We start from the raw sequence: 21,275 nt of genomic DNA, 5'->3' as shown, positions 1-21,275 counted from the left end.
CAACGGTAGGCTATGGTTTTCAGCTAATCTTTCATAACATGCAGGTAAAGGCAGTGCGTAAGGTTTCGATAGCAATTGAGAAAATCATATCCAATCACTTTGATAGATTTGATTAACATCAAAACTCGTTAGCCATGAATGCCCCCAACGCCCCCGCCAACAAAGAACCCATTGCAATCATCGGTATGTCCTGTCGTTTCCCGCAAGCGAAAGATCTGGCAGCATTCTGGGACATGCTGGTGAACGGCAAAAGTGCCATCACTGAAATACCACAAACACGTTGGGACATAGAAGCTTATTACGATGCAGATCTGACAGCCGCCAATAAAACAAATCAACGGCATGGTGGCTTACTCACTGACATTCACGATTTTGATCCACTCTTTTTTAATATATCACCTGCCGAGGCAACCGAGATGAGTCCTTCGCAGAAATTAATGTTGGAACTTACCTGGGAGGCGATTGAAAATTCAGGAATGCCTTTCAAGCGTGCCTTGGGAACTAAGGCTGGCGTTTATGTGGGCAATATCTGGAATGACTTCGAACATTACCGCAAACATAAAAATGCAACAGTCACTTCGCATTCAGCCGTAGGCCAGTCATCTAACATTATTGCCAACCGTGTGTCCTTTAGTTTTGGTTTTAGCGGACCCAGCCTGGTGGTCGATACAGGTTGTTCTTCATCACTGGTTGCTTTGCACATTGCTTGTCAGGCCTTGTGGGACAATAGTATAAGCATGGCGGTAACAGGAGGCATCAATCACATTGTGGATCCTGATCAATATATTTTGCTTTCTAAATTTGGAGGCCTGTCATCAAAAGGTAAGTGCAGTACTTTTGATAGTGAAGCAGATGGTTTTGTAAGAAGTGAAGGCGCAGGTGTACTGTTGCTGAAAACATTATCGAAAGCACAACAAGATGGCGATCACATTTACGCGCTCATACGCGGATCGGCCATGAATAACAATGGTTACAACGTAAACCTACCGGCTACTAGTGTAAACGGACAAAAGCAGGTATTGCATGATGCTTACGAGCACAGTGGCATCCATCCTAAGGATGTGCATTATGTAGAAGCACATGGAACGGGTACTAAACTGGGAGACCCTACAGAATCAAAAGCACTCGGAGAATTTTTTGGTGCAGCACGTAACAACAAACTGCATGTTGGTTCTGTAAAAACGAATGTCGGTCATTTGGAGGCAGCCGCAGGGATAGCAGGCTTGTTAAAAGTTGTGCTGGCCATGAACAACAAACTCCTTCCTTCTAATTTAAATTTCAACACACCCAATCCCGCCATTGCTTTTGATGCCTTAAAGCTACAAGTGCAGGCAGGCAATACACAATGGCCGGCACAAGAAGGTGAAACACTGAAAGCAGGCGTCAACTCATTTGGCTGGGGTGGTACCAATGCGCATACTGTATTGGAAGAGTATCGTAACGAACAAGAAGGTTCGGTATTCTGGAAAAAACACTTGCGCTATAGTCTTCCCTTATCTGCAAAATCGCCTGCAGCACTTCATGCTTATGTGAAGGCTTATGGTGAGCTGTTTAAAAATTTGAATGCGCAGGAAATTGAAAAAGCATGTGTGGCAACGGCCATCAGTAAACCTTCCTTCGATTATCGTACGATGTTGTCGGCAACATCGAAAGAGGAATTACTGCAGGCATTGGAGCTTGCGGCCGAAGATGCACTGACCTCAGTACCTCAGAAACTGCGCAATGATAAAAATAAACTTGTCATGGTCTTTCCAGGACAAGGATCGCAATGGTTGGGCATGGGGCAGGACTTACTTATTAAAGAGCCCATCTTTAAAGAAGCGATTGAAGCCTGCGACAAAGCTTTTCAACCTTATGTTGATTGGTCGCTGCTGGAACAACTCATGGCTACGGGTGAGACAAGCCGACTCAACGAAATCAATGTTATTCAACCCATGCTTTTTGCTGTACAGGTTGCCTTGGCAGAGCTTTGGATCTCCTGGGGCATTCGCCCCGATGCGCTGGTTGGTCACAGCATGGGTGAAGTAGCAGCTGCCCATATTTCGGGGGCACTTAGTTTAGCAGATGCGGCTGCTATAATTTGTACACGCAGTTTGCTTATGCGTACTGTCAGTGGTAAGGGAGGAGCCATGGTGGTTACCGAATTATCATTAAGCGATGCAGAAAAAATCGTGGCACTATATCCCAAGTTATCAGTAGCCGTCAGCAATAGTCCGAAGTCTACTGTGCTGGCGGGCGATCAGCAGAGTGTTACTGAAGTAATAGCCTTACTCGAAAAGCAAGAACTTTTTTGTCGTCAGGTAAAAGTGGACGTAGCCTCACACAGTCAGCAGATGGATCCACTCAAAGAAGCGCTGCGTGAAGCCTTGCAATCGGTGAGTCCCAATGCCATTACTACACCACTCTTCTCTACTGTGCGTATGAAGTTTATGGAGGGTGCAGAGATGGACAAGGATTATTGGGTAGATAATTTGCGCGGCACTGTGCAGTTCTCCTATGCTATGCAGCAATTGATGGATGCTGACCATACCGTATTTATTGAAGTAAGTGCTCATCCGGTATTGACCAACGCCATTCAGGAATGCGCACAAGGTTCAAAGACGGAGCTTGTAATTGCACCTTCTTTATTGCGCGACAAACCTGAACATGCCACCTTGTACAAAAACCTGGCAGACTTGTTTATTGCAGGATTTGACATACCCTGGGAAAAATTCTACGACACATCACGCGCACCCCATATTAATTTACCCAGCTATCCCTTTCAGCGGGAGCGTTATGAAATTGAAGATCACGCTGCAGAAAATAGCCGTCACCGCATAAATGCAAAACATCCTTTACTCGGTGAGGCAATAACATTGGCTGGCCATGATCACACCTCTTTCTGGGAGAGTCAGTTGAGTGTCGAACAATTTCCCTACCTCAAAGATCATCAGGTGAACGATACCATTGTGGTACCCGGGGTAACCTATGTTGAAATGATTTTAGAAGCCGCAGCTGAACTATATAGTCATGGTGTACCGGTAATTTCAAATTTGAAGTTTTTAAAATCCATTCAGTTGGAAAAAGAACCAGTAGGGGTTCAGTTGAAAATAAATCATACAGAACACGGTCAGGATACTTTTCAGTTTTATCAAAAGGCATCAGCAGCTGGAAAAATTAACTGGATATTGCTGGCAGAGGGAATGCTGACCTCAAAACCCAAGCATTTAGTACAGGCTACTAAAACACCCGTGGTTACAGAAGCGCAGGAAATACTGACAGGTGTTGAGTATTATCAGCAGCTGCGGGCATTGGGCTTGCAGTATGGGGATTATTTTCAGGGCATCAAACAGATTCTGAAAACAAAGGAGCCGCTCAATGAAGTGCACTTTATCATTGAAGCAGATGAACGCCTGAAAAAATCTAAAAGTCAGTACAAACTTCATCCAGCCATCATTGATAGTTTGGTGCAACCTTTATTTTATGATGTAATCAGTAAAATTGAGGGAGAAACAAATAGAACCACACTGTTGTCAGAAATTGAGGAGATCACCTTTGCCGAAGCGTGGAATTTTGAAGGACTGCTAAGGGGTGTAGCCATTGTTTATCCTTGCACAGAAGATTTGCAACACGGCCTCTTGCATGCAGAAGCAGACATTGCTATTTACAATGAAGCGGATCAGTTAGTGCTGAAAATTAAATCTGCGAAAGCAAAAATTATCGACAGTAGCCTGATAGAAAAACAAAGAGATAAATTGAATAAGTGGTTATACAAAATTAACTGGCTGAAAAAAGAACATTCAATAAACGAAGAAATTGAAAAAATTAGACATGAAAAAAGCTGGATCGTTTTTGGTGATCCGTATGGTATAAGCGAAATACTGATCGATAAGATGCTGCAGGCTGGCATGCAAACAATTCTTGTTTCTCCGGCAGAGCGCTATGATAAAATTAATTTACAGCAATACGCCATCAACTATGCACTCGAGAGCGATTACGAAATGTTGATGAACGATATTTTCTCTACGCGCTCAGGAAAAATTGAAGGCATCATTCATGCTGCAAGTATCAGTTATAACTGGAGTGACCCTCCGCTTACTGCCGATAGTGTAGAAGCTCAACAGGTATTTGGCAGTATCAGTTTTATGTATTTACATCAGCGCCTGAGTGCACTCAAACTTTTTGAAATACCCAGGCTGGTGATCGTAACCAATGGCATACAAACCGTGGGCATAGAAAAGGATATTGCACAACCTGTACACAGTCCGTTATGGGGTATGGCCAAAGTAATGTTCAACGAACTCACCCAGTACAATTGCCGGTACCTGGATCTTAGTTCGAATCCATCCCTCGAAGAATTTGAACAACTGATCCAGCACATCAGCTATCCATTATCATTTGAAAATGAAATTGCCCTGCGCGGTAAGGATACTTATGTGCCCCGCCTGGAAGTACATCATCAGGAAGAGTATGATTATAAAGAGAAGAAAAAACAATTTTCAGCCGATGGTACTTACCTGATTACCGGCTTTAAAGGCTTGGGCTTTCACTTTATCGAGTGGATGATCAGGCAGGGCGCTCGTCATTTCGCCTTGGTAAGCAGAACAGGCGAAGCACCTGAAGATGTATTGATTAAAATTACGAAGTATACCGCACAAGGTTGTATGTTCAACATTTTCCGAGCTGACACCGGAAATTACGATGAACTTAAAACGGTGCTGGGCCTTATCGACAATTGCATGCCCTCACTGAAAGGGGTGGTACATGCGGCAGGTGTAATCGAGGCCAAGACACTGACTGATCTGGATCAGCAGGGATTTTTGCGAATACTCAATCCGAAAGTTAAAGGTGCCTGGAATCTGCACTTGCTCACATTAAATAAATCGCTGGATTGCTTCATCATGTTTTCATCCGCATCAACACTGATTGGCTTAAGCGGACAAGGCAGTTACGTTGCTGCGAATGCATTTTTAGATACACTTGCACAAAGTCGCAAGAGCATGGGGCTGCCGGGTATGAGTATTAACTGGGGTGTGATCAAAGATGTGGGCATGGTTTCCAACGAGGCTGATTTGGAAAAATATGCGCGGGCTGAAGGATTTGAACCAGTAGCCATGCGTGATGCATTGGAAGTATTTAACGCCATTTACGATAGCGAGCACACACAAATCGGCATTGTTAAATTGCATGCAGAGTCCATGGCTACGTACTATTCATCCTTGGCGAAGACGCAATATTTTAAAGGACTCTTAAAGTCAGACAACAATCAGCAGGCACAAGAGAAAAAATTCAGTGCCTTGTACAATGAACTGCATTCAGATGAGGAACGCTCCATTGCCCTGGAAGAATTGGTGATGCAGCATGTAGCCACCATTGTAAAAACGGCAGTTTCCAGAATAAATCCGGCCATGACTTTTAAAGGCCTGGGAATTGATTCATTAATGGCCATACAACTCAGAAACCTACTGGAGAAAAGTCTGCATTTGAAATTATCGGTGGCCATGTTCTGGTCACATCCAAGTATTACTGAATATGCAGACTACCTGCTTGCACAGTTGGAGAGTAATCGCACAAACATACTTGCTGTACCATCGATCAAAAAAGAAACACAGTGGTTTGTACGCCAAGCTGTTAATCATGAAGCAGCCGCACGTTTATTCTTTTTCCATGATGCAGGTGGCGATACTTCCTTGTTTTCATCAATGACCCAGGCTTTAAGCAAAGTGTTTGATATTGTGAGTGTGGAACTCCCTGGCAGAGGCCATCGATTACAAGAGGCCATGTATACCCATGTGCACACGCTGATAGAGGATTTGATTCCGGCCATGACGCCTTTATTAGACAGACCTTATTTTGTGTTTGGTCATAGCATGGGTGGATTAATGGCTTTTGAATTGACAAAGGCATTGGAAGAGAAAAAATTACCACTCCCGGTAAAATTATTTGTGTCCTCAACGCCCGGTCTTGCCACCTACAGTAAAAGAGAAGTAGATTATACTTTGTCAGATGCAGACTTGTATGAAATGTTTCCTTACCTGAATCCTGCTATGCATGACGACAAAGAGTGGCATAAACTGCTCATGAAAATGTTACGTGCCGATCTTCAGTTACTGGCAAATTATCAATACAGTAAGAAATCACCTTTAACGGTTCCTATCGTGGCCATCTATGGACAAAATGACGAACGTGTAAGTAGCGAACAGGCAGCATACTGGAGAGAAGAAACTTCGCAGGATTTTAAGTTGATACAACGCCCCGGTGCACACCGTTATATTGTAAACGACACGCACTTCCTGAGCATCATGCTGATTGATGAATTTAACCTGGTTGATATTCCTGTTAAATCGATACACTAACACTAACGCATGACTGAGTTTATTAAAAATAAAATGATTGGCACCTGGCATTTGGTGAGTTGGGTTTACCACGATGCCACTGGAAAGGAAATTGATTACTTCGGTAAAGATGCCAAGGGTATTTTAATGTATGATTCCTATGGTAATATGAATGCACAACTTATGCGCGGCAATCGTACATTATTTGCTTCTCAGGATATTAATGGTGGTACGCCATTGGAAACGAAGGTAGCGTTCGACTCTTATATCGCTTACTTCGGTAAATATGAGGAACCAAGCCCTGGGGAAATTATACATAAGGTGCAAGGCAGTCTTTTTCCAAACTGGTTTGGAAATCATCAGCTTCGTTTCGCCACGCTTACCGAAAAACACCTCATCCTGAGTACACCTCCTGTACCGGTTAGTGGGGGAGAAATTATTTTTAAGGTTACCTGGGAGCGTGTAACGCAATGAGCGACATCAATTGAATGGATAGTAGTGTCTTGCATAAGATATTTGAATATGAAATTTAAACAAGAAGGATAGACCGAAGCATTTTGCTTTAATGATCTTACGAATCAACTTATTATGAAAGTACCTTAATTTTAAGGTGCACTTTGCTTATGTTTTTTTTGTAGATAGCAGTTCATGAATAATGAAGACACTCGTTCACTCTAAATTTTTTAAATACTATGCAATCGCTCCACAAAGCAAAAAACATCGAAATTACTTATGATGCAGTAACAAAAATTATGATCTGTAATTGGATTGGATTTCAAAACAAAGAATCCATCATGAGCTCAGGTGCTATCATTCTCGACTTAGTAAAAAAGAAAGGGATAACAAAAGTGTTAAATGATAACACACACGTGACAGGTCCATGGCAGGAAGCGGCAGAGTGGACAGCCAAAGAATGGTTCCCGGCTATGATCGAGGCAGGACTAAAACATTTTGCATGGATTTTCTCTTCTAACATCTTTGCAGAGATGTCAGCTAAAAAGGCTATGCCCGCTTCTGATGTGATCAAATCATTTGGCTCGTATCGTGAAGCCAGCGATTGGTTAATGAAGCAATCGTAATAAAGTATAACGGCTGCAGGCGCTTGTCGCCTGTAGCGTTCTCGTTGTGTTCAGGCTGGGCGATAAAGATTATGTGTCCTCATAGTGCATAATTTCTTTATTGCTTCAGCTTGACTTTTTTGTCATTGTAAACTACAGGTGACAATATTTATAGGCTGAAGACTAGTGAAACTGTTTCGTTGTTCATGAATAAAGCGCCACAGCAGACCATTCAGATTATTGTAGCCTCACTGAAAAACCTTTCAGAGAGCACAATTGTTGCATTACAAGAGAAAAAAAGAACTTCAGCGCTTGATCAGCAGCATCACTTTGCTTTTTGGAAAGACCAGCTAAGAGCTGCAACGGGGATAGTGCTAACCGAACACCTTTTGCACAGTGTAGGTATCAATGACCAAAGCCTGCGCACCATCCAACGAAACAATTTTGGTAAACCTTTTCTGCCAAATCATAACCTTGATTTTAATGTGTCGCATAGCGGAGATTATGTTGTAGCGGTTTGTTCACCATGCAAGCATGTTGGTATTGATATTGAACAAAACAGAGCAATAGACATTACAGCTTACGAAAGCATCTTTCACCCGGAAGAATGGGCTGTACTAAAAGAGTCGCCCAACATGTTCTTTACCTTATGGACGAAGAAAGAAAGTTTATTAAAAGCAAAGGGTACAGGTTTTCTGGTTGATCTAATGAAGATAAACATTTTTGACACGCAAACCTGGCCTGACGGAATCATTTCTAACCCCTTTTTTTATCAGGTTGATGTTCCTGAATATACTTGTTTTGTAAGTAGCAGCTTCCCCAGCGATCAGATTGAAGTAAGTTATTGTGGTACTGAACATGAGTTACTTTCAATTACCTGACTAAAATGTCATATAATTTTTTAGGGATGATGACGTAAGCAGCATAGTGTTCATTTTCTTCGGCATCACTCTTTAATAAATAGCGGTTGCCCCTTGATTCAACAATCGGGAAATTGAGAAATTGCTGAAGTTCAATTTTGTAATCTCTGAACGACTCTTTGACTTGTTTATCAAAGTTTGTTTTTAATGAGTCTGTCTTATCACAATCCAGTTGATAACCACCCTTTTCGATGCACCATTTTTGCGTTTCCTGGCAATATCCTGAATTATCGATACGGGTATATCCAACGATTGTATCACTTCTCATCAAGAACTCTAATTCAACTTGTTGACTTTCGAAAGCCCAATGATAATTGAGACGTACAATTTCAACTGCATAATTGAAATGCCATACAGCATTCATTCCGCCCTCCTCTTGATCAGTATCAATGGAAATGTAGTTTGAGGAGTCTGTATTTTGGAGTATCAATTCATCAAGACTATCATAAGAGGCATCTATTTCATATACAAAATCTCCCAATTCTCGAGTACTGAATTGATGTATGTCATTCGGATAAAGTAATTCCTGATTCGATGTGTCAGCGAGTTTTGAATGAATGGTATCTATTGCTGTCCCCTTCCCGGCATCGTTCATTTTTCTTTTTGTACATGAAAGAAGCATACACAGAATAGTAATTGAAAGATATATGTGAATCATAATTTTCTTTACGTGAAAGACTAAATGTAGTTTAAATCTCAGTTGACTAATGTTGTGCCTGCTCTAATGATATCAAAAATGGATTCATCGCAATATGATTATATTGCAAATTAAACATACGCTTCTTTCATGGCACGACTGGAACTTACACTCCCCACGCAATTTATCTATTCGACTGAATTGGTAGTTCGAGTAAATGACCTTAATTACGGAGCCCATGTCGGCAACGATAATATGCTGGTGCTGATGCAACAAGCCAGGGTAAACTTTTATAGAGAAAATGGCTTTAAAGACGAAGTTAGTTTTGATGGAAGTGTCGGGCAGGTAATCAGCGATGCACTGGTCATTTACAAAACCGAGGCCTTTTTAGGAGATACACTATCAATACAACTGGCTATTGCAGATATTAATAAATATGGTTTTGATATGCTCTACCTGATTCTGAATAAACATACCGGCAAAGAAGTAGCCCGTGGAAAAACAGGTATTGTGTGTTTTGATTATGATAAACGAAAAATCGCTCCGATACCGGAACGACTTTTCTCACTGATTTCAACAAAAGGTAATTAACCAACGAACCGACTATTCGCTTTTTAAACTGTCAACCGGATTGATGACCGCAGCTTTTAATGAACGATACCCTACTGTAGCCAGTACAATGGTTGATATAATGCACAACTCCAATGCATACATCCATAAATCAATCTCAATCCTATAAGTATAATTTGATAACCAGTTCGACATGACAACCCAGGCAATGGGAGCGGCCAGTAAAAAGGCAATCAGCACAAGGTAAGAAAACTCTTTTCCAAAAATTGTAAGTATTTGTGCAACACTACTACCCAACACTTTCCTGATACCTATTTCTTTTGTTTTTTGAACTGCAAGGAATGATACTAAGCCATATAAGCCCATACAGCCAATCAGTAAGGCAATAAAGGCGAATACCTGAACCATTGTTAGCATGCGTTGTTCTTGCTGATAGAAAGAAGCAATCTGATCGTCCAGAAAGTTGTAGGAGTAAATGAGTTCGGGATAAGTAGCAGACCAGGTATTTTCCAATGAGGCTAAAGTATTACCAACATCACTCATTTTTATTTTAACAGCGAGCACATTATACATTTGTAGAGAGCTGGCAATAAACAAGGGTTGAATATCAGATTGAAATGATCGATCGTGGAAGTCTTTGATTACACCTACCACTGGGCCATTCAACGAACCGCCATTCACCGAAAGCTGTCTTCCAAGAATTTCTTCGGCAGAAGCCAGACCAAGCTTTGTAATTGTTTTTTCGTTCACGAGAAATTCCCGTACTGTATCTGAGGGCGTCAGGTTTCTACCAGCCACAATTTCTAAACCAAAGGTTGATACATAGTTTTCGTCTGCACCTTTATAGCTTATTGAAAAACTTTCAGCTTCACTGCGATTGTCAAAGCGAAGGGAAGTAGTCCACATATCATCAGAGGCAGGTGCAGCAAAGCAAAGAGAAACATTTTCAACATTGGGGAGAGCTAAAAATTGAGACCTTAACGTTCGCAGTCTTTCATCGTTTGAACCGGCAGGGATCATTACAGTGGCATCATGTGCGAAGCCCATATTGGTATTAGAGAAATACCTCATTTGCTGCATCATAACAATTAAACCAATCAGTAAAATTTGCGAAATAGTAAATTGAACAATTATAAGTCCGCGTCTGATACTAAAACTGCCGCCTTGTTGTCCGGTCAACCTGCCTTTTAATGCTGCTACGGGTTTAAAGCGAGAGAGCATTATACCCGGATACGCACCCGACAGCAAGGTTACAACAAGGATGAGCGCAACCAGGAATAGTAGAAATTTTGCATTAATAAAAAGATCCAGCGAGATCCTTGTTTCAAACAAGGTATTGAGGTATGGTAAAATGAGATAGGCTGTAGAAAAAGCAAGCAAGGCAGCCGATAGAACAATCACCCCTGTTTCAATTGTAAATTGCCAGAATAATTGCGTGCGCGCACTCCCTAACACTTTGCGAACCCCAACTTCTTTTGCTCTGGTAATGGCTTGTGCCGTAGCGAGGTTGATGAAGTTGAGACATGCAGTGAAAACCAGGAGTAGACCAATCGCAGACAATACCCAGAGTGTAGACATGTCTGTTTGTCCTCCATACCGTGCATTGAAGTGAACATCCTTAAGTGGTTGAAGTTTATAGTGGTGAACGTTTTTGCTTTTAGCCCTGTACTTCTTCACATAATCAGGTAGTACTGCCTCTACGGCTTGCGGGCTCACCCCAGGCTGAAGTCGCACAAAAGTTTGTATGCTGGATGATATACCACCCCAGGCGTCATCAGCAGCATACCATGTGCTGTACTGATTTATGGTGTTGTATGAAAAATAAATTTCAGAGCGGAAATCTGTATGCGCTGGAATATCTTTCAATACACCGTTAATTGTGAAATCAATTCTATTTTCAAAACGAAATGTTTTTCCTAAAGCGGATTCATTACCAAAATATTTTTTGGCTAAGCGCTCCGTAATAATGGCTGTATTGGCCTCGGTCAAAGCCTTATTAGAATTGCCTGCTATGAGTGGGAAGTTGAAAATGTCAAAAAATTCAGATTCAACAAAAGACACTTCTTCACTGAACTTTTGCATAGCACTACCCTCACCAACCGTAATGAGCTGGTTATCTATTGTGCACAGACGTGCTACCTTCTCACCAAAGGTATAATCATCGCGAAAGGCTTTTCCGAATGCGGGTGGTACACTTCGGTCATAGTCGATCTGATCGCGGTGTTCTTCTGTAACAAAACGGTAAATGCGATCTGTGTCTGCATGAAAAGTATCAAAGTCGAGATGATGACTGATCAAGGAAAAAATAAGGAGCGCACATGAGATGCCCAGGGCCAGCCCTGCGATATTGATAGAAGCATAGACTTTTTTTCTGGCCATATTTCGCCAGGCTGTTTTGATATAACTTTTGTACATGTCTGTATTCATAGCATAATGTTGAAGTTCTATTGATTTGATTATTCCCGGTCGGAAGAGTAGGAGCACATCTTTGGCAAACTTCAGGTCTGCTTTATGCTTACCTTCTTCCTTAACACGTTCCTGGTATAATTCAAGCAGATCACCTTCTATGCTGTTGCGTAAATCAGGTGTACAAAACCAGCGAAAGAAGCGGTGAAATAATTTTGGAGGGCTCGATGATTTTTTCATTCTGTAATTGAATTATACCTAAAGAATTAAATGACAATTAAATGCCGACTGCTTTGGTATTCCAGGCAACTTTAGGGATAGCGCTCCATAACTCATCCCGTGTTTGTTTGGTATATTCCATGGCTTTTTTACCATAGGCGGTAATGGTAAAATATTTTTTGGGCCGCCCTGCTCTGTCTTCTGTAGCTTCCCCTTCACGTGATTTGAGATAACCCTTGTCTTCAAGTCTTTTTAAGGCCGTTTGTAAAGCACCAACACTAACCGAGCGTTTTAATCTTCCTTCAATTTCTTTTTTTATAGAAACGCCATACGCTTCATTGTAGAGTACACCCACCGTTAACATCACCACCTCTTCAAACTCGCCTAACTGATACTTTTTCATGTTTGCAGAATTCTTTCCTAATTGTAGTATTAATAATCATGCCATTTCTTAAAGCATTATAATTTGGAATTATTGAAGGATTGCGCCTGCCTTACCTGTTCACCAGCGGACATGTTTGAGCGAAATGGGGCAGCGGAGGGGTGGCTAGTTTAGCTTAAAAATTGGAGGCTTGGAAACGGTGAAAATGTAATGCAATCACGATACAGCACGGACTTGCATTGCCAGGTTTATGTTTGACATTGTCTATCTACTGGTTTCTGATAACTGTTTTTGTCAAGGCTTATGTATAATACAATAAAAAAACGCGAAGACTTTGCTTCGCGTTTCTGTAGTCATATCAATAAATATCTTAATTACTTTCCAACAACTTAAACAACTCATCTAAGTCGGGGGTAATAATAATTTCTGTGCGTCTGTTCTTTTGTTTGTTTTGTGGTGTATCGTTTGTTAATAGGGGAGAGAACTCACCCTTACCTGCCGCTACAATGTGATTTGGAGCAACGCCTCCCTTAACCAGAATTTTTGTAATGGAGGTAGCACGCATTACACTTAAATCCCAGTTGTCTTGCATGTAAGGAGATTTTTTTGAAATCGGTACATTGTCTGTATGACCTTCAACCATAATGTTTATATCCTTCTGATCCTTGAGTGCCTTTGCCAGTTGTTGTAAAGCGCCCACACCCTTTTGATCTACTTCAATACTGCCTGAACCAAAGAGAAGTTGTTCAGCCAGCGAAACATACACTTTGCCGTTTTTTACTTTTACCGTCAGGTCATTTTCCTTAAAGTTCAACAGCGCATTTGTAATGCGCGATTTTAGATCCTGAACAGCCTTGTCTTTATTAGCCAGTACCTGTTCAAGTTCTGTTACCTTTTTTTCACGCTCAGCCAGACTGGTACTTAAGGAATCATTCTCTCTTCTGGTTTTGTCCAGGTTTTGCTGAATGGCCAATAACTGTTGTTGCTGTTGCGTTAAATCGCGATTCATCCGCCCGCTGTTATTGAGCAGGTTTTTATATAAATCATTAAGCTGCGCATGTTCCGCCTCCAGGCCTGTTAACTTTTTTTGGTTATTTCTCAAGCTACTACCCAAGTTGGTTGTATCTGACTTGAGTTGATTAAAATGCTGATTTAACTGCGAAAAATCTGCCGAAAGTGAATCCAAAGCAGCTGTTTTTTCGTTTAAATCAGCCTCAGTCCTTACTTTTTGGGCCAGCATGTCGTCAAACTTCTTTTTAGAAACAATACAGCTACTGAATAAAAGCGCTGTTGCAAAAAATAAAAAATAGTTTTTCATATGTTCAATGTGGTTACTTCGTTATTACTTTCAAAATTAAGGACAATTCAGTTCAAAACTTCTAAAACCTAATTTTCTTTAAAAATCAATTTTATGTTTAAACAAAGCCTCCGATTATCAACAATTCTTTTTTCCGGACTCCTTCTATTTACGGCCTGCGAAAAAGATGAAACTGAAAGTTTATCTGCAACTGATGCCAAGGAAGCATTGTTATCAGTTGATGCAGAATTATCTGCCGAACTTGAAAACTTCTCAAATGCTGAAGGATTCAAAGCACTTGAAACACTCTCAGCCTTAACCAATAGCGGCTCTATCTTTACAACAGCACGTGTAAAGGAAGCCAGAAAAAACCCCAATACCTACGTGCGCAAGGCGATTGCTAATTTTCAACACATGATTAGCGAGCCAAGTGCAGCAAGTCGCACAGAAGGCGATGAGCCTTTCAACTATGCTGAGCATAAAGGTGTGTACACATGGAGTCCGCAACTGCAGGATTTCCAACTAACCGGACAATCTTCTATTATTGAAATACGCTTCCCGACAGAAGGCAGCACTACCAATAATGCCGTTTTCAGATTAACAGATTACGAAGAAGTTTCTACACCGCTGGGTGACGAACTTTATAGTGCCACAGTTATTGAAGCAACGCTTGATATTAACAATGTAAAACAAGCTTCATTAAGTGCTGAAGTAAGCTACAAAAATGATGGTACTGACGACCCAAACTTTGCTGATATTTCATACTTCGTTAATCCCTACACACTTGATATTGACCTGGATGATACCAAAGCCTCTGTATCCAGTTTCTCTCAATACTTAAGCAAAGGTGACGACAAGCTAATCGGCTGGGATTTAACGGCTACTTATCAGGGTGCAAAAATTGAAACTAACATTGCTAAGTTAGAGGGTAATGTACAGTTAGGTTCTGTAATCTTTAATGTTGTGATTACACCTCCCCAGGATCCAAATGCCGCTGGTGATTATAACGACTTCATTAAAATTTCAGTAAGTGTGGATGGTAAAGGGGCTGGCCAGATTGTTTGGGTAACAGCGGCTGGTGACACTGAGCCTACGCCTTACGTTCAGTTTAATGATGGAACAAAACAAGCTTTGAGCGAAATATTTGATTCACTCGGTGCATCCTTAGATGAACTGGCTGATCTTGGATAAGACAAAACATTTAAAAGTGAAAAGGAGCCTCCGGGCTCCTTTTTTATTTTTTACCTTTCGGGTCAAAATATTCGCATATGGAAGGCATGTTAAAACCCGGAAGTTTAAAGGATAAGACGATTATCATTACAGGTGGCGGAACCGGTCTGGGGCGTTCGATTGGTAAGTATTGTCTGGAACTGGGCGCTAACCTTGTTATTACTTCACGTAAAAAAGAAGTCATTGACAAAACCGCAACAGAGCTTATGCAGGAAACCGGTGGAAAGGTATTGGCCGTTCCTGCTGATGTACGCAAATACGAGGAAATCGAAAATGTGCTGAAAGAAGCGGATAAAACATTCGGACAAATTCATGCCGTGCTTAATAATGCGGCAGGCAATTTCATTAGTCCTACAGAACGTTTGTCGCATAGGGCCTTCGATATTATTGTAGATATAGTATTGAAGGGCACCTACTACACAACCTTAGCGGCTGGTAAAAACTGGATCAATAAAAAACAAGGCGGTATTTTTCTGAATATTGTCACTACCTACGCCTGGACAGGCTCCGGCTATGTAGTACCCTCCGCTTGTAGTAAAGCAGGCGTGCTGGCACTCACCAGATCGCTGGCACAAGAGTGGGCAAAGTACAATATCCGAAGCAATGCCATAGCACCGGGGCCCTTTCCTACCGAAGGTGCCTGGAGTCGTTTATTACCGGGCGATCTTGTAAAGAAATTTGATCCGGCACAACGTGTACCACTCAAGCGTGTAGGTGAACACCAGGAGTTAGCCAACCTGGCGGCTTATTTACTCTCAGATTATTCTGCTTATGTGAATGGGGAGGTAATCACCATTGATGGCGGTGAGTGGTTGCGCAGCGGTGGAGAATTCAGCCACCTGGAAGATATACCCGAAAGTATGTGGGATATGATTGAGAAAAACAGAGGCAAGTAGCACTTTAACTATATTGCAAAAAATTTGAATGGTTTAACAAAATACTGATAATACTCTACTATGAAATTCGCTACAAAAGCAGTTCACGCGGGCGTTGCCCCCGACCCATCAACAGGTGCTATTATGACACCGATATTTCAAACGTCCACGTATGTACAGGAAGGCCCGGCACAACATAAGGGCTATGCGTATGCACGGGGTGCTAACCCAACCCGCAACAGCTTACAAAAAAGTATTGCAGCATTAGAAGATGGAAAATTTGCTTTGTGTTTCTCCTCTGGTATGGGCGCGACCGATGCCGTAGTTAAATTATTGAAGCCCGGTGATGAAGTAATTACCAGCAACGATTTGTATGGTGGCACCTACAGAATGTTTACTAAAATTTATGAAAAGTTTGGTATCAAATTTCATTTCATTGATTTAACCAACAGTGCCAACATTCAACCTTTGGTGAATGCCAACACCAAATTGTTGTGGGTAGAAACGCCTACCAATCCTTTAATGAATATTGTTGACATTAAAGCCTGTGCTGCCATTGCTAAAAAGCATAACCTGTTATTGGCAGTTGATAATACTTTCGCTTCACCCTATTTGCAAAGTCCACTTGCCTTGGGTGCCGACATTGTTATGCACTCCGTAACCAAATACCTGGGCGGACACTCAGATGTAATTATGGGTGCCCTGGTTGTGAATGATGAAAAACTTTATCAGGAGCTGGCATTCATTCATAATTCCTGTGGTGCAGTACCGGGCCCTCAGGATTCATTTTTAGTATTGCGCGGTATTAAAACCTTGCATTTGCGCATGGAGCGCCACTGTATCAATGGTAAAAAAGTGGCAGAATTTTTAAAAGCACATCCAAAAGTAGGCCGCGTATATTGGCCAGGTTTTACGGATCATCCCAACCACGCCATTGCGAAAAGTCAGATGAGAGATTTTGGTGGTATGCTGTCTTTTACTTTAAAGGACGATAGTATTGAGAAGGCACATACCCTGATGAAGAGTTTTGAACTTTTTGCCTTGGCAGAATCCCTGGGAGGTGTTGAATCACTGATTAACCACCCGGCTTCTATGACCCATGCCAGCATTCCGAAAGAAGAAAGATTAAAAAGTGGTCTGGTTGATTCATTGATGCGCCTGAGCATTGGTGTTGAAGATGCCGATGATTTGATTAGCGATTTAGAACAAGCGCTGAAAAAAGTATAGTTTATATATAGAAGCTTTCCATTTTTCTCAGCGTTTCCAAAGAGACGCTGAGAAGATGGTAAAACATGAAAGAGATCCTCAAATCACATTTGCTCCCCATAATACTAATAAAGAATTTTTCTTATCCCTTTCGTTCAACAGGATTATGCTTTGCTCTGCGGATGGCATGATTTGCTCTATGTTGTTTGCGATGTAATTCTCTCCGTTCTCTTACAGTAACCACACCATCAGCTTTAGCCATGCATTCAGTTCTGCGGATGTTACGCTGTTGCTTATTGAGGAGCGCAGCTTCGCCTCTTGTTAAATTGCCATCCATGCGGCCTTCAGCAATTCTTGCTCTTTGTGCTTTTTGTCGTGCATTTACACTGGATTGTGCCTGTACCGCAGCTATTGTAATCAATAACATGGAGGCAATCATGAATATCTTTTTCATAACCTTTTTTAGTGCTTTGACATGCACAAGGATGAAAGGTTTAATGCGTATTTAATATTTATTCCTTTTTCAGCTTTTTAAACTGATAAAAATTAACCTGTGGTTGGTGTTTTCACCGATTACAATCCTTACTGTCAAATTTTGTAACGACTTGAAAATAGAGGAAATGTGAAGGAGGATGCGGTTCAGTGAAAACACCGACCGCAGGTGAATCAAAAAATGCCAGTCGTCTCTTTGCTAAAATCAGACCAGATCTATCACAGATTAGGCATAATTTCTCAGTGTCCACTGCTTCGCTTGTTCTTGCGCCAGGGTGACACTGAGAAGGTGGAATGTTGTCCATTTATCAAATTTGAATTTCCTATGCTTCATTGCAGCATGCTCAGACAAGGCATTATGCTATCTTCGGTCTGGCAGGGAATGTGCGCATGCCTTCGCTGAAGCTTTAGCGCAAGCAGGGATAGCATACAGCCTTGAATGAGCATGCGAGGCCCAGCGGCCTGATAGCGAAAACTCGTTTGTTGCAATTTACTCTGGTAATCTAAAAATAATCATGCATTTTTTATCAACGAATTAACTCATCAGCAAATCAGCACATCAATTATTTTCCCACCATAATAAAAGCACCCCAGTAAAAAGGTTTGCTGAATTTTTGTTTCAGCTGTTGCTGCGCCAGACGAAAAGCCTCGTGTTGAGTTTTACCACCCAACATCTCTTTATAGAAAAGCGACATAAGTTCTTGTGTGGCTTCATCATCCACACTCCACAAACTCATCACAATATTTTTAGTTCCTGCCAAGCGGAAAGCCCTTTGTAAACCATAAACACCTTCGCCATTTTTTACTTGCCCCAAACCTGTCTCACAAGCCGAAAGCACAACCAGGTCCGTATCATCTAAATTTAAGTTCATGGCCTCATAGGCTGTAAGAATACCATCATCACCCGCTTCATTAACAGCATCACCTGTTAAAAGAAAATTTTCAGCACCAGCCAAAATTAATCCTGCTTTTAATAATGGGTTGGCGACATATTGTGTTTGACTAAGCTCAGTAGCGGGTGCTTCATCTTCTAAAAAATATCCATGTGTAGCAATGTGCAATACGCGTGGATTGTTTACTTCTTTAATAACATGTTCAGCCGCCTGTGACTCCATGAAAACATTAGGTTTCTCATTGAACAGTGCCGCGATCTCATTTATTTCTTTTTCAGTTCCAGGCAATACAGAAATGCCATCTTCCTCGCCACGCATGTAGCGGAGTAAGCCGCCCCTGAAACCACGTGTTATACCACCCCTGGTAAGACTTCTTGAAGCACCTCTTGTTTCGGCAACTTTTTTACTGCCGCCTTCTTCAAGATTAAATTGCGGGAAGCCAAGCAACACCGGTGTCTGACCTACACGTTTATCAATCCTGTTATCAGCCAGCTCGCGTGTGTTGTTGAGGAGGTGTATATCGAATTCGTCCAGAATATATTTTTGTGTAAAGGGATTACGGATGCTGTTAAGGTTGATTTGATTGTAAACACCTTCTGATGATAAGTATACTTTCTGAATTTTATTTTTTTGAAGATAATCGGCCAACGACTCAAAATAGTTTTTATATGAATAAGTATCTTCTTGTTGAAAACGAATACTGTTGCGGTAAAAATTCATGAACTTGGTTTCAAGCTCATTGCCATTATTTAACAATATAATATCTGGTTGATTTTTTGTTTGTGCGCTAACAATCAGGAAAGCGTAACGTATTTCATTTGTGAAAGCACCTCCGTTTTCAGGATTGTAATTTGTATAACGAATTACTTCTACAGCCGCTTCGCCTGGTTTTAATGCTTTTTGAACATCCAGCCAACTGTATTTTTTTCTGATGTATTGCGAAGCAAAAGCAGCAGATTTTCTGGTGAGTTCTTTTTCATAAGCATTTGCCACGTTCACCAGCGAATCGATCGATTGAGATTCGTCACGCTGGCCGTAAAGTTTGGCTATTTGCTCTTTGATGGCCTGCCATTCTTCAAACTGTGTCATCAGGCTTACATCATTCATGCTTTTTATCCCTTGTTTCACTTTTTCCGTTGAAAGCATGATCACTGCCTTGGTATTAATCTGATGATCGTACACCTCGGCTAGCACATTTGGAATCTCTTCTTTGCTCTGCACAGCAAAGGCATTGAATTTATCGAAAGAAGGACGAATTTTATTATAATAGAATTTAGCTTTTTCTTCTTCTGTCAGTACAGGGAAAGTAACATCAATTTGGTTGTAGTAGTTGTTAAAAACTTCTCCGAAGGTTTGTTGTGCTTCTTTGTTTTGTTTTTGTAACCATTGGTACTCAGCAATTTTTTGACTGCTTTCCGCGTAGCGTTGGTGGTTCTTGCCTAAACTTGTTGCAATTACAGAAGCAGCTGTTTTTAATTGTTTTATACCAACGCTCCCCTTACCGGCTTTCCAGTTGGCCATACCCAGGTTAAAAAGTGCCCATGCATAGTCCGGATCCTTTTCACCAAGTTTACTTTTAAACACGTTAGCCGATTGCTCTAATAAGGGAATTGCTTTTTCTACCTGCCCCGCGGATTGGTAAACTCGTGCTAATAAGGTTTGTGTTCTGGTGTAGGTTAATGACTTGGTGCCACCATTTGCCTTTTGAATGGCGAGTGTCTTTAATAGATTTTTCTCAGCCTCCTTGTATTTAGCCGCATCTGTTTGTATCAGCGCTAGGTTAGAAAGTGTAATCGCATAGTAGGGATGAGCAGTACCCAGGGTTGCACTGTCCATTACTTTTATTTCAGTGAAAATTTTCTCAGCTTTTTCCAATTGCCCCAGACTACGGTAAACCAAGGCCTGATCGTTTTGGGCAGACATGTAGGTTTCTTCTTCGGGCTTCAGCAGATCAAGCGCCTGATCAAAAGTCTCTTCTGCTTCAGGGTACTTTCCTTGCCTTACATAATGTGTGCCTGTAATCACCAGGGCATCTAAGTACTCAGGTGAGTTAAGACCAAATTGTTTTTCAATAATCGGTGATATTTCACTGAGTGTTTTACTTGCCTTTGTGTACAGTCCTTTATAAGAATATAAATCACCCAGTTTTAATTGTAGCAAAGCATAATTGGCAGAGCCCTTTTCCTGTTGCTTCGCACTGGACTCTAACAAGGCCTGTGCATCTTTTAATTTATCAACATCCCGTAAAACTGAAGCAGTGCTAAGAACAGTCTGTACATATACATCACTGGTAATTCCATAGTGCTTCTTGTCATTTTCCAGCAGCTGATAAGCCAGTGAAGCTGCTTTTTCATTATTGCCAGTTTCAAAATAAAGACCCACCAGGTTAGATAGCACATTGCTGTAATCTTCGCTGTTTTGCAGGCCCAGATTTTCCCTTACGGCTTTTTCTTTTTCAAAAAGTGAAATCGCTTTTTCATTTTTACCCAGCAGGTTATTGGCTAATGCCACATAGTAATAAGCATTGGCAACCAGTGTATCGTTGCGCTGTAAGGCAAAATCTGCAAGCGCCTTTTCCATTTTAACACAGGCTTCATAGTTTTCACTATTAAAATTATTTTCTATGTCGAGATAGAATTTTGGGATTTCCTGACTGTAAGCAGTAATCCCGATAAGCAGTAGCACTAAAAAGGTAGGCAGGCATTTCATGTTGTTACATTTTATAGCTTATAAAAATACAAATGGAAAATGCTACATCCCCGACTTGTGTACACCA

14 protein-coding genes are annotated in these 21,275 nt (G+C 41.3%); 8 read left to right on the top strand and 6 right to left on the bottom strand.

Translation table 11 applies throughout. From position 1 onward, the window contains the following. The first annotated feature begins 134 nt into the window (after positions 1-134). From ACO1XM_RS20820 to ACO1XM_RS20805, 4 genes are all read left to right on the top strand, one after another. On the top strand, positions 135-6,335 hold the full coding sequence (locus ACO1XM_RS20820; protein ID WP_486232665.1) for an alpha/beta fold hydrolase: 6,201 nt from the start codon (positions 135-137) through the stop codon (positions 6,333-6,335). 9 nt (positions 6,336-6,344) lie between these two features. After that, the gene (locus ACO1XM_RS20815; RefSeq protein ID WP_486232663.1) at positions 6,345-6,788 is read left to right on the top strand and encodes a lipocalin-like domain-containing protein; all 444 of its coding nucleotides are present in this window, start codon (positions 6,345-6,347) and stop codon (positions 6,786-6,788) included. Positions 6,789-7,006: 218 nt separating this feature from the next. Next, complete coding sequence (locus ACO1XM_RS20810) at positions 7,007-7,393, top strand: hypothetical protein (protein WP_486232661.1); 387 nt, start codon at positions 7,007-7,009, stop codon at positions 7,391-7,393. 185 nt (positions 7,394-7,578) lie between these two features. Continuing rightward, positions 7,579-8,253: a 4'-phosphopantetheinyl transferase family protein gene (locus tag ACO1XM_RS20805; protein ID WP_486232659.1), complete on the top strand. Its 675-nt coding sequence runs from the start codon at positions 7,579-7,581 to the stop codon at positions 8,251-8,253. Here the strand turns inward: ACO1XM_RS20805 and ACO1XM_RS20800 are convergent. Next, positions 8,246-8,914, bottom strand: coding sequence for a hypothetical protein (locus ACO1XM_RS20800; RefSeq protein ID WP_486232657.1), 669 nt, complete (start codon positions 8,912-8,914; stop codon positions 8,246-8,248). The two genes, ACO1XM_RS20805 and ACO1XM_RS20800, sit on opposite strands and share 8 nt — an antisense overlap. A gap of 165 nt (positions 8,915-9,079) precedes the next feature. On the opposite strand from ACO1XM_RS20800, the gene ACO1XM_RS20795 reads away from it, so the two are divergent. Beyond that, positions 9,080-9,520 carry a thioesterase family protein gene (locus ACO1XM_RS20795; protein WP_486232655.1) on the top strand — a complete coding sequence of 147 codons (441 nt, stop codon included), beginning with the start codon at positions 9,080-9,082 and terminating at the stop codon, positions 9,518-9,520. A gap of 12 nt (positions 9,521-9,532) precedes the next feature. Here ACO1XM_RS20795 and ACO1XM_RS20790 read toward each other — a convergent pair whose 3' ends face one another. The 3 genes from ACO1XM_RS20790 to ACO1XM_RS20780 form a co-directional block, all read right to left on the bottom strand. Then, on the bottom strand, positions 9,533-12,145 hold the full coding sequence (locus ACO1XM_RS20790) for an ABC transporter permease (RefSeq protein WP_486232653.1): 2,613 nt from the start codon (positions 12,143-12,145) through the stop codon (positions 9,533-9,535). Positions 12,146-12,182: 37 nt separating this feature from the next. Beyond that, positions 12,183-12,527 (bottom strand): PadR family transcriptional regulator, encoded by a 345-nt coding sequence (locus tag ACO1XM_RS20785; protein ID WP_486232651.1) that lies wholly within the window; start codon positions 12,525-12,527, stop codon positions 12,183-12,185. A 349-nt stretch (positions 12,528-12,876) separates the two neighbouring features. After that, positions 12,877-13,824, bottom strand: coding sequence for an OmpA family protein (locus tag ACO1XM_RS20780; RefSeq protein WP_486232648.1), 948 nt, complete (start codon positions 13,822-13,824; stop codon positions 12,877-12,879). Between the two features lie 93 nt (positions 13,825-13,917). On the opposite strand from ACO1XM_RS20780, the gene ACO1XM_RS20775 reads away from it, so the two are divergent. The 3 genes from ACO1XM_RS20775 (at position 13,918) to ACO1XM_RS20765 (ending at position 17,135) form a co-directional block, all read left to right on the top strand. Then, entirely contained in the window at positions 13,918-14,994 is a 1,077-nt protein-coding gene (locus tag ACO1XM_RS20775; protein ID WP_486232646.1) for a hypothetical protein, read from the top strand. 77 nt (positions 14,995-15,071) lie between these two features. Next, positions 15,072-15,929 carry an SDR family oxidoreductase gene (locus ACO1XM_RS20770; protein ID WP_486232644.1) on the top strand — a complete coding sequence of 286 codons (858 nt, stop codon included), beginning with the start codon at positions 15,072-15,074 and terminating at the stop codon, positions 15,927-15,929. 60 nt (positions 15,930-15,989) lie between these two features. Then, a complete protein-coding gene (locus ACO1XM_RS20765; RefSeq protein ID WP_486232642.1) occupies positions 15,990-17,135 on the top strand; it encodes a cystathionine gamma-synthase in 1,146 nt (381 codons plus the stop codon). A gap of 121 nt (positions 17,136-17,256) precedes the next feature. Here the strand turns inward: ACO1XM_RS20765 and ACO1XM_RS20760 are convergent, their stop codons facing one another. Continuing rightward, complete coding sequence (locus ACO1XM_RS20760) at positions 17,257-17,568, bottom strand: hypothetical protein (RefSeq protein WP_486232640.1); 312 nt, start codon at positions 17,566-17,568, stop codon at positions 17,257-17,259. 601 nt (positions 17,569-18,169) lie between these two features. Next, on the bottom strand, positions 18,170-21,208 hold the full coding sequence (locus ACO1XM_RS20755) for a CHAT domain-containing protein (RefSeq protein ID WP_486232638.1): 3,039 nt from the start codon (positions 21,206-21,208) through the stop codon (positions 18,170-18,172). Positions 21,209-21,275 lie beyond the last annotated feature (67 nt).

Source organism: Chryseotalea sp. (assembly GCF_057350905.1).
The sequence above is the reverse complement of the archived record's forward strand: the minus strand, read 5'-3'. Positions and strand labels throughout refer to the sequence as shown.

What these genes read in the sequence shown, in the direction of transcription:
- ACO1XM_RS20785 (WP_486232651.1), bottom strand. Translation starts at nt 12,527, where the DNA reads ATGAAAAAGTATCAGTTAGGCGAGTTTGAAGAGGTGGTGATGTTAACG.
- ACO1XM_RS20815 (WP_486232663.1), top strand. Translation starts at nt 6,345, where the DNA reads ATGACTGAGTTTATTAAAAATAAAATGATTGGCACCTGGCATTTGGTG.
- ACO1XM_RS20775 (WP_486232646.1), top strand. Translation starts at nt 13,918, where the DNA reads ATGTTTAAACAAAGCCTCCGATTATCAACAATTCTTTTTTCCGGACTC.
- ACO1XM_RS20755 (WP_486232638.1), bottom strand. Translation starts at nt 21,208, where the DNA reads ATGAAATGCCTGCCTACCTTTTTAGTGCTACTGCTTATCGGGATTACT.
- ACO1XM_RS20805 (WP_486232659.1), top strand. Translation starts at nt 7,579, where the DNA reads ATGAATAAAGCGCCACAGCAGACCATTCAGATTATTGTAGCCTCACTG.
- ACO1XM_RS20795 (WP_486232655.1), top strand. Translation starts at nt 9,080, where the DNA reads ATGGCACGACTGGAACTTACACTCCCCACGCAATTTATCTATTCGACT.
- ACO1XM_RS20760 (WP_486232640.1), bottom strand. Translation starts at nt 17,568, where the DNA reads ATGAAAAAGATATTCATGATTGCCTCCATGTTATTGATTACAATAGCT.
- ACO1XM_RS20770 (WP_486232644.1), top strand. Translation starts at nt 15,072, where the DNA reads ATGGAAGGCATGTTAAAACCCGGAAGTTTAAAGGATAAGACGATTATC.
- ACO1XM_RS20820 (WP_486232665.1), top strand. Translation starts at nt 135, where the DNA reads ATGAATGCCCCCAACGCCCCCGCCAACAAAGAACCCATTGCAATCATC.
- ACO1XM_RS20810 (WP_486232661.1), top strand. Translation starts at nt 7,007, where the DNA reads ATGCAATCGCTCCACAAAGCAAAAAACATCGAAATTACTTATGATGCA.
- ACO1XM_RS20780 (WP_486232648.1), bottom strand. Translation starts at nt 13,824, where the DNA reads ATGAAAAACTATTTTTTATTTTTTGCAACAGCGCTTTTATTCAGTAGC.
- ACO1XM_RS20765 (WP_486232642.1), top strand. Translation starts at nt 15,990, where the DNA reads ATGAAATTCGCTACAAAAGCAGTTCACGCGGGCGTTGCCCCCGACCCA.
- ACO1XM_RS20790 (WP_486232653.1), bottom strand. Translation starts at nt 12,145, where the DNA reads ATGAAAAAATCATCGAGCCCTCCAAAATTATTTCACCGCTTCTTTCGC.
- ACO1XM_RS20800 (WP_486232657.1), bottom strand. Translation starts at nt 8,914, where the DNA reads ATGCTTCTTTCATGTACAAAAAGAAAAATGAACGATGCCGGGAAGGGG.